Here is a 13622-nt window from a genome sequence, read left to right as displayed (position 1 = left end):
TGCGCACCAGGCGGGGCATGACGAGACGACTTGTCGCGCCTCAGCCTTCCCCCGGCGCCTGCGCATGGATCGCGAGCGCGTGCACGCTGCCGGAAAGTTCCGCGGCCAGCGCCGAATTTATCATGCGATGGCGGTCGACCCGGGTCTTCCCTTTGAAGGCTTGAGACACGATATAAACCCGGAAGTGCGTCTCGCCGCTCGGCCGATGGCCGGTATGGCCCTCATGCAAATGTGACTCGTCGACGACCTGCAGGCTTTCCGGCGTGAAAGCTTCCTGCAACTTGTTGCTGATAGTGTCTTTCATAACCATGATTGCCATTAAGGCGCGTCATCGCACCCCGTCAATCCCCGGGGTGTCACGCTAATTGCAATGTCAAGACTTGAAGGTTTTTGCATTGCGTAGTCAAAGTCTGCCATGCCGATCGATTCATCAAAGTTCTTCGACTCCATCCGCGTGAAGCCGCGAGGCAAGCAGCCGGAAGTAAAGCCGCGCGACACCGTGGTGGGTTGCGAGTGGGCCGGATGCCAGAACAAGGGCGCGCACCGCGCACCGAAGGGGCGTGAGAACCAGCGCGAATACTGGCACTTCTGCCTCGACCACGTGCGCGAGTACAACCAGAACTACAATTTCTTCTCCGGCATGAATGCTGACGCTGTCGCGCGCTACCAGAAGGATGCGCTGACCGGCCACCGCCCGACCTGGAAGATGGGCGCCAATGGCGGCAAGAAGGGTGCGGAAGCCGAGATCGATATGGCGTCCGATCCGTTCAGCATGTTCAGTGAGATCAACGGCCGCGCCAATTGGCGGAAGGGCCCGGATGCCCAGCCCAAGGCCGAGACGCGCAAGGTGATGAACGCCGAGCGCAAGGCCCTTCAGGTCATGGGCCTTGGCCCGGACGCCACGCTCGCCGACGTCAAATCCAAGTACAAGGCGCTGGTGAAGCAACACCACCCCGACGCCAATGGCGGTGACCGTTCGACCGAAGATCGCCTGATCGAGATCATCAAGGCGTATAATTATCTGAAGACCGTCGTCCGCGAGGCGTAAGGCCTCCGGCCCGCGGGCTTAAGAATTCCTCCGCGTCGCATTGGTGGCAATTGCCGCGGCCGCGGTCCGGTTCTCCACGCCGAGCTTGGCGTAGATCTGCTCCAGATGCTTGTCGACCGTGCGCGGGCTCAATCCCAGGATCTGGGCGATGTCGCGATTGGTCTTGCCCTTGCTGAGCCAGGCCAGCACCTCGCCCTCGCGGGTGGTGAGGCCGAGCTCGCTGGTGAACTCCGGCGGCAGCGCCGTGCCGGCTTCCTTGGACAGCCGTAGCAGGAATTCGTTCGGCGCGGTTTCTCCCATGTAATAGAACCGGAGCTGCGGATTGTCCGGCAGGAAGGCGGCTTGCGACTTCGAGCTCCCTTTGTCCTTCGCCTGCTCCAGCCATTGCAGCAGCGGCGGCGGCAGCACGAAGTCGTCGGCCTGCGCACCATGATGATCGGAGAGTAATTTCTGGGCCTGCGGGGTCGCCCAGAGGATGTTGCCTTGCCGGTTGACCGCGAACAGGAAGCGGCCGGAGACGTCGAGCGCGGTGCGGGCGCTCTGGGTCAGGCGGGCATTGCCGAGATGGACGCGGATGCGCGCCAGCATCTCCTCGATCACGATCGGCTTGGTCACGTAGTCGACGCCGCCGGCGTCCAGCCCGCGGACGATGTGCTCGGTTTCGGCAAGGCCCGTCATGAAGATCACGGGGACATTGGCAAGCCCCGCGTCGCGCTTGAGGCGGCGGCAGGTCTCGAACCCGTCCATCCCGGGCATCACGGCATCCAGCAGCACGATGTCGGGCGTGATCTGGTCGACGATGCGCATCGCAGCCGCGCCGTCGAGCGCCACCATCACCGTCATGCCGGCGCCGTCGAGCGCGTCGGTGAGCAGCCGCAGCGTCTCGGGAGAGTCATCGACAACGAGCGCGACGTCGCGCTTTTTCGGCTCAATGCTCATAAGCATGCAACGTCTTCAATGTGGCCATGTACTGGTCGAGATCGAAGCGATCGACGAGGGAGCGCATCTGCGCGACGAAATCGGCGTGTTCGGGATGCTCGCTGCCGATCTCGTCGAGCTTCAGCTGGATGCCCTTGACGTAGCCGATCTGGCCGAGCCCGATCAGCGCCTCGATATGGCGCAGCGGCGGCTTCGATCCGCTCTCCGGCCGCCAGAACGGCACCGCGATCTCGTCCGAGCCGTATTGCCATTCGAGCTTGAGGAGCTGCCGGATCGTTTCCAGCAGCCGCGGGATGTCGATCGGCTTCATCAGATAGCCGTCGTGGAAGGGCTGCGCCAGCGGCGTGCCGTGAGCCTCCAGTGCGCTCGCCGACACCATCAGGATCCGGGCCTGGTGGTGGCCGCTCGCGCGCAAGGCCTCTGCGACCGCCCAGCCGTCCATGGCGGGCATGGAGATATCGAGCAGGAACAGGTCGGGCCGGCAATGCTGCGCCAGCGCGAGGCAGCCCGCGCCGTCGGGGGCGCTGAGCAGGATGAAGCCCAGCGGCGCCAGCACCTCGCGCAAGAGATCGCGATGCACGGGATCGTCGTCGGTGATGAGGATGGTCTTGCGCGCGCCGTGATAGCCGGACACCGGCGCCTCCACCGGCGCGATGCGCTGCGGGTTGATGACCTCCGACAGCAGGATCTTGACCTTGAACGTGCTGCCGGTACCGACCCTGCTCGTCACCTTGATGTCGCCGCCCATGACGCCGGCGAGCAGCCGGCTGATGGTGAGGCCGAGCCCGGTGCCGGTCTGCGGCTGCGAGACGCCGAGCGCGCCGCGCTCGAACGGCGCGAAGATGCGCTCGAGATCGTCGCCCTGGATGCCGGGGCCGGTGTCGGTCACCTCGAACTCGGCAACGGGGCTGCGATAGTGCACGACGAACTGCACGCTGCCGGTCTGGGTGAACTTGATCGCGTTGGAGAGCAGGTTGATCAGCACCTGGCGCAGCCGTTTCTCGTCGGCATAGACCACGAGCGGCAAATGCGGTGGCCGTCTGAACACGAAATCGATGCCCTTGGCGGCGGCCTGCAGGCGGAACATGCCGACGAGCTGGTCGAGGAAGTCGATGAGGCGCACCTCGTCGCGCGACAGATACAGTCGTCCTGCCTCGATCTTGGAAATATCGAGGATGCCGTCGATCAGGCCGGAGAGGTGGTCGGCGCTGCGGCGCACGACGCGGACCTGGTCGCGCGGCTTGGTGAGAAGCGTCGAATCCTGCTCCAGTAGCTGCGCATAGCCGCTGATGGCGTTCAGCGGCGAGCGCAGCTCATGGCTGAGGCCCACGACATAGCGGCTCTTGGCGAGGTTGGCGGATTCGGCGACCTCCTTGGCGCGCTGGAGCTCGGCGTCGGTGCGCTTGTGCGCGTCGATCTCCTGGATCAGCAGCGCGGTCTGCCGCCGGGTCTCCGCCTCGGCGGCGCGGCGGCTTTGCTGCGCCAGCACGAACAGCCAGGCCACCACGCCGATGATGATGCTGAGCGAGAAGAACACCTTCCACAGCACGTTGGAGACCAGCATGTTCTCGCCATGCACGCTCGCCGAGGTCTGGAGGTAGATCAGCCCCAACACCAGCGCGACGAGGCCTGCGGAGACCACGAACACGCCGACGTAATGGCCGAACTGCGAGTTGATCCGCTGATAGATCGGCTGCGGCAGGATCCTGCTGAGCGCCTCGGAGAATTGCACCTGCGCGCGCCCGTGCGGCTTGCAGAGGTCGTGGCAGCGGGCATCGAGCGAGCAGCACAGCGAGCAGATCGGGCCGGCATAGGCCGGGCATGATGTGGTGTCCTCGGGCTCGAAACTGTGCTCGCAGATACAGCACTGGATCGCCTCGATATTGGCCCAGCTCTTCTTAGGCTTGCGGGCGATGTAGAATTTTCCGTCCGTCAGCCAGGCGATGACAGGCGCCGTGACGAAGGCGACCGTCAGCGCGACGAAGGCGGCGAGCGCCTTCATGGTCGGGCCGAACAGGCCGTAGAATGCCGCGATCGAGACGATGATCGCCAGTGTCATCGCGCCGACGCCGACCGGGTTGATGTCGTAGAGATGCGCGCGCTTGAACTCCATTTGCGGCGGACGCAGGCCGAGCGGCTTGTTGATCACGAGGTCGGAGACCAGCGCGCCGACCCAGGCAATCGCAACGTTGGAATAGAGCGCGAGCGTCTGTTCAAGCGCCTTGTAGACGCCGATCTCCATCAGCAGCAGCGCCACCATGACGTTGAACACCAGCCAGACGACGCGTCCGGGATGGCTATGGGTCAGGCGCGAGAAGAAATTCGACCAGGCGATCGAGCCGGCATAGGCGTTGGTGACGTTGATCTTGAGCTGCGACAGGACCACGAAGATGCCGGTCAGCGCCAGCGCGAGGTCCGGCTCCGACAGCACGTAGCGAAATGCCACGAGATACATATGCGCGGGCTCGGCCGCCTCCTCGGGCGGAACGCCATGGCTCAGCGCAAAGAAGGCGAGGAACGAGCCGGCCAGCAGCTTCAGCGCGCCAAGCACGATCCAGCCTGGTCCCGCGCTCATCAGCGCGATCCACCACGACGCCTTCGAGGCGCGGCGGTCGCGCGGCAGAAACCTGAGGAAGTCGACCTGCTCGCCGATCTGGGCCACCAGCGAGAACACCACCGACGAGGCCACACCGAACAGCAAGAGATCGAAATGGCCGTTGAGGTCGCCGTGCTCGCCGGAGAATTTGTGCCATTCCGTGAAGGAGTGCGGGCTGGCCCAGGCGATCGCGATGAAGGGCAGGATGTGCAGGACGACCCAGAGCGGCTGCGTCCAGAGCTGGAAGCGGCTGATCAGCGTGATGCCGTAGGTCACGAGCGGGATGATCGCCACCGCGCTGATGAGATAGCCGATCGGGCGCGGAATCCCCAGGCACATCTCCAGCGCGGTCGCCAGGATCACCGCCTCGACCGCGAAGAAGATGAAGGTGAAGGAGGCGTAGATCAGCGACGTCACGGTCGAGCCGATATAGCCGAAGCCGGCGCCGCGGGTCAGCAGGTCGATGTCGATGCCGCATTTCGCGGCATAATAGGCAATCGGCACGCCGCAGCAGAAGATGATGGTGGAGACGACGAGGATCGCCGCGGTGGCGTTGGTGACGCCGTAATTGAGGGTGATGGTGCCGCCGATCGCCTCCAGCACCAGGAAGGAGATGGCGCCGAGCGCGGTATTGGCGACGCGGGCGGCGGACCAGCGTCGCGCGCTCTTGGCGGTGAAGCGCAGCGCGTAGTCTTCCAGCGTCTGGTTGGCGACCCATTGGTTGTACTGGCGCCTGACGCGGTCTATTCGCTGCCGCCCTGCCACGCTTTACCCCACTCCCGATACGGACCCGGAGCCCTCGCAAATCCCGTACCAAAAGCCTACGTCGGTATTTTGCGGTGCAGTATACGCGATCTTGCGTATGCTTGCGCTGCACAAATTCGAGCCATCCTCACGGCACCAATCGCGTGTCCTCGAACAAACAGTGGGGTGCTCATGTCAGACGAAGCAAACAAGGGCCTGTTGTCGCCGCTCCGGCGTAAACTATTGATGGGAATGGCCGCCGTGCCGGCCATGACGATGCTGCCGCGCGCATCTTTTGCGCAGGCCCCTGCGACCTCGGCGGTCAACACCACGGGCCTTGCGGTCACCGACACCGAGGTCACGGTCGGCATCCTGCACTCGGCGACCGGCACCATGGCCATCTCCGAAACCGGCTCGATCGAGGCCGAAAAGCTCGCCATCGAGCAGATCAACGCCGCCGGCGGCGTCCTTGGCCGCAAGATCAAGTTCATCCAGGAAGACGGCGCCAGCGATTGGCCGACCTTCGCCGAGAAGGCCAAGAAGCTGCTGGTCAACGACAAGGTCGCGGCGATCATGGGCTGCTGGACCTCGGCCTCGCGCAAGGCGGTGCTCCCGGTCGTCGAGCAGTATAACGGCATGCTCTATTATCCGACCTTCTACGAAGGCCTCGAGCAGTCCAAGAACGTCATCTACACCGGCCAGGAAGCGACCCAGCAGATCCTCGCCGGCCTGAACTGGATCGCCAAGGAGAAGGGCGCAAAATCGTTCTTCTTCATCGGCTCCGACTACATCTGGCCGCGCACCTCGAACAAGATCGCGCGCAAGCACGTCGAGAACGTGCTGAAGGGCAAGGTCGTCGGCGAAGAGTACTACGCGCTCGGCTCGACCCAGTTCAACTCGGTCATCAACAAGATCAAGCTGACCAAGCCCGACGTGATCTTCACCGACGTCGTCGGCGGCTCGAACGTCGCGTTCTACAAGCAGCTCAAGGCCGCCGGCATCGACCTCGCCAAGCAGCCGCTGTTGACGATCTCGGTGACCGAGGACGAAATCGACGGTATCGGCGGCGAGAACATCGCGGGCGCCTATGCCTGCATGAAGTACTTCCAATCGCTCGACAATCCCAACAACAAGACGTTCGTGCCGGCGTTCAAGAAGGCCTGGGGCGAGAAGACCGTGATCGGAGACGTCACCCAGGCTGCCTATCTCGGCCCGTGGCTGTGGAAGTTGACGGTCGAGAAGGCCGGCTCCTTCGACGTCGACAAGATCGCGGCGGCCTCGCCCGGCGTCGAGTTCAAGGGCGCGCCGGAAGGCTATGTGCGCATCCACGAGAACCATCACCTCTGGTCGAAGACCCGGGTGGGCCGCGCCAAGCTCGATGGCCAGTTCGAGCTGATCTACGAGACCGCCGATCTCGTCGAGCCCGATCCGTTCCCCAAGGGCTACCAGTAAGAGACGTCGCGTCAGTCGCGGCTTCCCTCAAAAGCTCAGCCTCTCCCTGGCGTGGACCGCAAATCCACGCCCAAGACCCCCGCGTCGCGAGTCTGCATCGCGACGCGGGACCCTTTCCCCGACGGAGGACATCGATGTTCGGCGACTACTCGCTTGGTGATCTTGGCTCGATCTTCGTCATGCAGGGTTTTGCAGGACTGATCCTGTTCTCGGTCTACGTCCTGATGGCGCTCGGGCTTGCCATCATCTTCGGCCAGATGGGCGTCATCAACATGGCCCACGGCGAGTTCATGATCCTCGGTGCCTACGTCACCTGGATGACCTCCAATCTGTTCCAGACCCACATGCCGAGCCTGTTCGGCGGCTATTTCTTCCTCGCGATGATATTGGCCTTCGTCGCCTCAGGTGCGCTCGGAATGCTGGTGGAATGGGCGCTGATCCGGCACCTCTACAAGCGCCCGCTCGATACGCTGCTCGCGACATGGGGCCTCAGCCTGATGCTCCAGCAGGCCTATCGCTCCGTGTTCGGCGCGCGCGAGGTCGGCGTCGACCTGCCGCAATGGATGCTCGGATCGCTGCATGTCACCGACAGCATCGAAGTCCCGATCAACGGCGTCTTCGTGATGTGCCTCACCGTGCTGATCACGATCTCGGTCGCCTATGTGATGTACAAGTCGCGCTGGGGCCGCCAGGTCCGCGCCGTCGTGCAGAACCGCATCATGGCCGGCGCCGTCGGCATCAACACCGAGAAGGTCGATCGATACACCTTCGGCCTCGGCTGCGGCATCGCCGGTGTCGCCGGCAGCGCCTTCACAATGATCGGCTCGACCGGGCCGACCTCGGGCCAGCTCTACATCGTCGACACCTTCCTGGTGGTCGTGTTCGGCGGCGCCGCGAGCCTGCTCGGCACCATCGCCTCGGCCTTCTCGATCTCGCAGACGCAATCGACCCTCGAGTTCTTCATGTCGGGCTCGATGGCCAAGGTGCTGACGCTGCTCGCCGTTGTCGGAATCCTGATGCTGCGGCCGCAGGGGCTGTTCGCCCTCAAGGTCCGCAAGTGAGAAAGTGGGGCTGATGTTATGACCGACAACCGGTTCTTCAATCGATCGGAACTGATCGGAATTCTGGTGCTCGCGGTCTTCCTCGTGGTGGTGCTGCCGCTCACGCTGGATGTCTTCAGGCTCAACCTGGTCGCAAAATATCTGACCTATGCCTTCGTCGCGCTGGGACTGGTGATCTGCTGGGGCTATGGCGGCATCCTGAGCCTCGGCCAGGGCGTGTTCTTCGGCCTCGGCGGCTACTGCATGGCGATGTTCCTCAAGCTCGAGGCATCGAGCGTCGAGAACACCAAGATCCAGTCCACGCCCGGCATTCCGGATTTCATGGACTGGAATCAGATCACGGCGCTGCCGTTCTTCTGGAAGCCGTTCAACAGCCTCACCTTCACCATTGCCGCCATCATTCTCGTCCCCGGCATCTTCGCTCTCATCATCGGCACCGCGATGTTCAAGCGCCGGGTCGGCGGCACCTACTTCGCCATCATCACCCAGGCCGTCGCCGCCATCCTGACCATCCTGATCGTGGGCCAGCAGGGCTACACCGGCGGCATCAACGGCATGACCGACCTGCGCACCCTGAAGGGATGGGACATCAGGCCCGACCACGCCAAGGTCGTGCTGTACTTCTTCGAGGTCGGCTGCCTGTTCGTCTGCATCATGATCGCGCAGTTCGTCCGGCACTCCAAGCTCGGACGCATCCTGGTCGCGATGCGGGAGAAGGAGGACCGGGTCCGCTTCTCCGGCTACAGCGTCGCGAATTTCAAGATCTTCGCCTTCTGCATCGCCGCCGTCTTCGCTGCGATCGGCGGCGCCATGTTCGCGCTCAACGTCGGCTTCATGTCGCCGTCCTTCGTCGGCATCGTGCCGTCGATCGAGATGGTGATCTACACCGCGGTCGGCGGACGCTTGTCCATCCTCGGCGCGATCTACGGCACGCTGCTGGTCAATTTCGCCAAGACCAGCCTCTCGGAGACCTTTCCCGAATTGTGGCTGTTCGGCCTCGGCGGCCTCTTCATCGCCGTGGTCCTGGCCTTCCCGAACGGCCTTGCCGGGATCTGGGGCGATTATGTGCAGCCGCGCATCGATCGCCTGATCTCGTCGCGCAAACCGAAGCCCGAAGGCTGGACCGACAACTCGGTCGCCGACGGCGCCCCTGCGGAGTGAGGAGATAGATCATGCTCGTCGGTCATCACGATGCCGATGCCACGCTGGCAGTGAGGAGATAGGTCATGCTCGTCGGTCATCAGCCCAAGGAATTCCTGCTCGCGGTCGAAGCGCTGACCGTCTCGTTCGACGGGTTCAAGGCCGTCAATGATCTCTCCTTCTACGTCGACGAGAATGAGATCCGCGTCATCATCGGTCCCAACGGTGCCGGCAAGACCACCGTGCTCGACCTGATCTGCGGCAAGACCAAAGCCACATCAGGCTCGATCCAGTTCCGCGGCAAGGAGCTGACGCGGATGCGGGAGAACGAGATCGTCAAGACCGGGGTGGGGCGCAAATTCCAGAATCCGTCGATCTACGACGATCTCACCGTGTTCGAGAATCTGGAGATCTCGTATCCGCGCGGCCGCTCCGTGTTCGGCGCGCTGACCTTCACCCGCGACGCCGCTGTGCGCGACCGGGTGCACGAGGTCGCCGAAATGATCTTCCTGAAAGACCGGCTGAACATGAACGCCGATCTGCTCAGCCACGGCCAGAAGCAGTGGCTCGAGATCGGCATGCTGCTGATCCAGGACCCCGACCTCCTGATGCTCGATGAGCCCGTCGCCGGCATGAGCGTGTCCGAGCGCGCCAAGACCGCCGAGCTGCTCAACCGCATCATCAAGAACCGGTCTGTGCTGGTGATCGAGCACGACATGAAATTCGTCGAGGACATCGCGCACAAGGTCACCGTGCTTCACCAGGGCCAAATCCTCTCGGAGGGCACCATGGAGAAGGTCAAGAACGACCCCAAGGTCGTTGAAGTCTATCTGGGCCATTAGCGCATGATCCCGGAAAGTGGCGTCCGGTTTCCGGACAAGATCATGCGCAAGAAATAAGGAACGTGACGATGCTGGCTATTTCGGATCTCCACGTCGCCTACGGCCAGAGCGAGGTGCTGCACGGGCTCAACGTCAAGGTCGCGCCCAACGAGATCGTTGCGATCATGGGCCGCAACGGCATGGGCAAGACCACGCTGATGAAGTCGCTGATGGGCATCCTGCCGGCGAAGAGCGGTTCGGTGACCATGGACGGCGCCGAGCTCGGCAGCCTCAAGAGCTATGAGCGCGTCGCCAAGGGCCTCGCCTATGTGCCGCAGGGCCGCATGATCTTCTCCACCATGACGGTGAAGGAGAACATCGAGACCGGTCTCGTCGTCTCCGGCGGCGCCGAGGTGCCCGGCGATATCTATGAGCTCTTTCCCGTGCTGCTGGAGATGAAGGGCCGCCGTGGCGGCAATCTCTCCGGCGGGCAACAACAACAATTGGCGATCGCCCGCGCGCTCGCGACCAAGCCGAAGGTGCTGCTCCTGGACGAGCCGACCGAAGGCATCCAGCCGTCGATCATCAAGGAGATGGCGCGCACGCTGAAGCGCATCCGCGATGAAAAGGGTCTCTCGATCGTCGTCTCGGAGCAGGTCCTGAGCTTCGCGCTCGACATCGCCGACCGCGTGCTGGTGATCGAGAACGGCGAGATCGTGCGCGACGATCCGCGCGACGCCGTCGATGCCGCGCAGGTCTCGAAATATCTGTCCGTCTAACCAACCGTAGTAAAAGGGGAGCATCTCGATGCCAGAGACACTGATCAAGGTCGATCTCACCAAGTCGGCTTACGAAAATGACATGGTGCATAACCGCTGGCACCCCGACATCCCGATCGTGGCCTGGGTCAATCCCGGCGACGATTTCATCATCGAGACCTATGACTGGACCGGCGGCTTCATCAAGAACAACGATTCCGCCGACGACGTGCGCGACATCGATCTGTCGATCGTGCACTTCCTGTCCGGCCCGATCGGCGTCAAGGGGGCGGAGCCCGGCGACCTCCTCGTGGTCGATCTGCTCGACGTCGGCCCAATGAAGGAAAGCCTCTGGGGCTTCAACGGCTTCTTCTCCAAGCAGAATGGCGGCGGCTTCCTCACCGACCATTTTCCGTTGGCGCAGAAGTCGATCTGGGACATCAAGGGTCTCTATACCTCGTCGCGCCACGTGCCCGGCGTCAACTTCGCTGGCTTGATCCATCCCGGCCTGATCGGCTGTCTGCCCGATCCGAAGATGCTGGAGACCTGGAACAAGCGCGAGGCCGAGCTGATCTCGACCAACCCGACTCGCGTGCCTGGCCTCGCCAATCCGCCGTTCGCGGCGACCGCCCATGGCGGCCGCGCCAAGGGCGACGTCAAGGCCAAGATCGGCGCCGAGGGCGCGCGCACCGTGCCGCCGCGCGAGCATGGCGGCAATTGCGACATCAAGGATCTCTCGCGCGGCTCGAAGATCTACTTCCCGGTCTATGTGCCCGGCGCCGGTCTCTCGATGGGCGATCTGCACTTCAGCCAGGGCGATGGCGAGATCACCTTCTGCGGCGCGATCGAGATGGCCGGCTGGCTGCATCTGAAGGTCGAGGTGATCAAGGACGGCATGTCGAAATACGGCATCAAGAACCCAATCTTCAAGCCGTCGCCGATCACGCCGAACTACAAGGACTACCTGATCTTCGAGGGCATCTCGGTCGATGAGGCCGGCAAGCAGCATTATCTCGACGTCCACATCGCCTATCGCCAGGCGTGTTTGAACGCGATCGAGTACCTGAAGAAGTTCGGCTATTCCGGCGCCCAGGCCTATTCGATCCTCGGCACGGCGCCGTGCCAGGGCCATATCTCGGGCGTGGTCGACGTGCCCAACGCCTGCGCCACGCTGTGGTTGCCGACGGAGATCTTCGACTTCGACGTGATGCCGTCGGCGGCCGGGCCCATCAAGCACATCACCGGCGATATCCAGATGCCGATCTCGCCGGACAAATGAGGCCGCGCTCCCTCTCCCCGTCCTGACGGGGAGAGGGTCGGGGTGAGGGGCTGTCTCCGCACACGCGGTTACCAAATGCGTAGGGATCAACGATGCCGGTCTATGAATATCTCTGTGACGATTGCGGTCCGTTCAAGGACCTGCGCCCGATGGCGGAATGCGACGATCCGCAAAGCTGCCCGCACTGCGAGACGATGGCGCCGCGCGTCATCCTGACCGCGCCGAATTTCTTCTGCATGCCGGCGGACAAGCGCAAGGCGCACGCCGTCAATGAGCGCAGCTCACACGCGCCGCAGACGCTCGCACAATACAAGGCTTCGCACGGCCCCGGTTGCGGCTGCTGCTCATCTGGCAAGACCGCGAAGGACAAGAGCGCGACGGACAAGAAAAAGCCGGCGCGGCTGATGACCAAGACCAACAGCGGCGCCAAGGGCTTTCCCACCGCGCGCCCCTGGATGATCAGTCACTGACGCATGATCCGGAAAAGTGCGCAGCGGGTTTCCGGCAAGATCATGCGCGAATAACGCACGCGATGACCTCAAACGAATAAACGACAGGAGCGCTCAACATGCTTCACGGTGACATTTCCAGCAGCAACGATACGGTCGGCGTCGCGGTGGTGAACTACAAGATGCCCCGCCTGCACACCAAGGCCGAGGTGCTCGAGAACGCCCGCAAGATCGCGGACATGATCGTCGGCATGAAGATCGGCCTGCCCGGCATGGACCTCGTGATCTTCCCCGAATATTCGACGCAAGGGATCATGTACGACTCCAAGGAGATGTACGAGACCGCATCCATGGTGCCGGGCGAAGAAACCGCGATCTTCGCCGAGGCATGCCGCAAGGCCAAGGTCTGGGGCGTGTTCTCGCTGACCGGTGAGCGCCACGAGGAGCATCCGCACAAGGCGCCCTACAACACCCTGATCCTGATGAACGACAAGGGCGAGATCGTCCAGAAATATCGCAAGATCATGCCCTGGGTGCCGATCGAAGGCTGGTATCCCGGCAATTGCACCTATGTCTCCGAGGGCCCGAAGGGCCTCAAGGTCAGCCTGATCATCTGCGACGACGGCAACTATCCCGAGATCTGGCGTGATTGCGCCATGAAGGGCGCGGAATTGATCGTGCGCTGCCAGGGCTACATGTATCCGGCCAAGGAGCAGCAGGTCATGATCTCCAAGGCCATGGCTTGGGCCAACAACGTCTATGTCGCGGTCGCCAATGCTGCCGGCTTCGACGGCGTCTACTCTTATTTCGGCCACTCCGCGATCATCGGCTTCGATGGCCGCACGCTCGGCGAGTGCGGCGAGGAGGATTACGGCATCCAATACGCCCAGCTCTCGAAGCATCTGATCCGCGATGCCCGCCGCAACGGCCAGTCGCAGAACCACCTCTACAAGCTGGTCCACCGCGGCTACACCGGCATGATCAATTCCGGCGACAGCCCGCGCGGCGTCGCCGCGTGCCCCTATGATTTCTACAAGAACTGGATCAAGGACCCCGAGGGCACGCGCGACATGGTCGAGGCCATGACCCGTTCGACGCCGGGGACCGACGAGTGCCCGATCGACGGCATCCCGAACGAGGCGGCGGCCAGCAATTACTGAGGCACGGATCGCACGGCGACATCCGTCCCGCCCCGGGCGGGTGGAATCGTGCTCTGGTTGCGGGCGACGGCCGAGGAAGCGTTGCGCGGGTACAACACCACGCCTGAAAGTTCCCGTTTTCCGGGCAGCGCTGCAAGATTCGGAAACATAACCGCAAAGCTACGGAACACGACGT

At 63.2% G+C, this 13622-nt stretch carries 12 protein-coding genes; 9 read left to right on the top strand and 3 right to left on the bottom strand.

Going from position 1 to position 13622, the window contains the following annotated elements:
* Nucleotides 1-40: 40 nt before the first annotated feature.
* Nucleotides 41-310, bottom strand: coding sequence for a BolA family protein (locus tag VGR99_RS01065; protein ID WP_414645080.1), 270 nt, complete (start codon nucleotides 308-310; stop codon nucleotides 41-43).
* A gap of 105 nt (nucleotides 311-415) precedes the next feature.
* Between VGR99_RS01065 and VGR99_RS01060 the strand changes: the two genes are divergently transcribed.
* A complete protein-coding gene (locus VGR99_RS01060) occupies nucleotides 416-1048 on the top strand; it encodes a J domain-containing protein (protein ID WP_326896442.1) in 633 nt (210 codons plus the stop codon).
* 18 nt (nucleotides 1049-1066) lie between these two features.
* On the opposite strand, the gene VGR99_RS01055 is transcribed toward VGR99_RS01060, so the two are convergent.
* A complete protein-coding gene (locus VGR99_RS01055) occupies nucleotides 1067-1993 on the bottom strand; it encodes a response regulator transcription factor (protein WP_326896441.1) in 927 nt (308 codons plus the stop codon).
* Nucleotides 1977-5348, bottom strand: coding sequence for a hybrid sensor histidine kinase/response regulator (locus VGR99_RS01050; RefSeq protein WP_326896440.1), 3372 nt, complete (start codon nucleotides 5346-5348; stop codon nucleotides 1977-1979). Before VGR99_RS01050 ends, VGR99_RS01055 begins: the two co-directional genes overlap by 17 nt.
* 171 nt (nucleotides 5349-5519) lie before the next feature.
* Here VGR99_RS01050 and urtA point away from each other — a divergent pair, with 171 nt between their 5' ends.
* The 8 genes from urtA (at nucleotide 5520) to VGR99_RS01010 (ending at nucleotide 13447) form a co-directional block, all read left to right on the top strand.
* On the top strand, nucleotides 5520-6779 hold the full coding sequence (gene urtA, locus VGR99_RS01045) for an urea ABC transporter substrate-binding protein (protein ID WP_326896439.1): 1260 nt from the start codon (nucleotides 5520-5522) through the stop codon (nucleotides 6777-6779).
* A gap of 134 nt (nucleotides 6780-6913) precedes the next feature.
* A complete protein-coding gene (urtB, locus tag VGR99_RS01040) occupies nucleotides 6914-7840 on the top strand; it encodes an urea ABC transporter permease subunit UrtB (RefSeq protein ID WP_326896438.1) in 927 nt (308 codons plus the stop codon).
* Nucleotides 7841-7858: 18 nt separating this feature from the next.
* On the top strand, nucleotides 7859-9001 hold the full coding sequence (urtC, locus tag VGR99_RS01035) for an urea ABC transporter permease subunit UrtC (RefSeq protein WP_326896437.1): 1143 nt from the start codon (nucleotides 7859-7861) through the stop codon (nucleotides 8999-9001).
* A gap of 65 nt (nucleotides 9002-9066) precedes the next feature.
* The gene (urtD, locus tag VGR99_RS01030; protein ID WP_100235890.1) at nucleotides 9067-9822 is read left to right on the top strand and encodes an urea ABC transporter ATP-binding protein UrtD; all 756 of its coding nucleotides are present in this window, start codon (nucleotides 9067-9069) and stop codon (nucleotides 9820-9822) included.
* A 68-nt stretch (nucleotides 9823-9890) separates the two neighbouring features.
* Complete coding sequence (urtE, locus tag VGR99_RS01025; RefSeq protein WP_326896436.1) at nucleotides 9891-10580, top strand: urea ABC transporter ATP-binding subunit UrtE; 690 nt, start codon at nucleotides 9891-9893, stop codon at nucleotides 10578-10580.
* Nucleotides 10581-10608: 28 nt separating this feature from the next.
* Nucleotides 10609-11838 (top strand): formamidase, encoded by a 1230-nt coding sequence (gene fmdA, locus VGR99_RS01020; protein ID WP_018316778.1) that lies wholly within the window; start codon nucleotides 10609-10611, stop codon nucleotides 11836-11838.
* A 92-nt stretch (nucleotides 11839-11930) separates the two neighbouring features.
* On the top strand, nucleotides 11931-12308 hold the full coding sequence (locus VGR99_RS01015) for a zinc ribbon domain-containing protein (protein WP_326896435.1): 378 nt from the start codon (nucleotides 11931-11933) through the stop codon (nucleotides 12306-12308).
* Between the two features lie 98 nt (nucleotides 12309-12406).
* Nucleotides 12407-13447, top strand: a complete 1041-nt coding sequence (locus VGR99_RS01010; RefSeq protein ID WP_326896434.1) for an aliphatic amidase — start codon at nucleotides 12407-12409, stop codon at nucleotides 13445-13447.
* The last annotated feature ends 175 nt before the right edge of the window (nucleotides 13448-13622 follow it).

Source organism: Bradyrhizobium sp. (assembly GCF_035935975.1).
In the GTDB taxonomy this organism is placed as follows: domain Bacteria; phylum Pseudomonadota; class Alphaproteobacteria; order Rhizobiales; family Xanthobacteraceae; genus Bradyrhizobium.
Note: the sequence above shows the minus strand (reverse complement) of the source record. Positions and strands in the feature narration are given on the sequence as shown.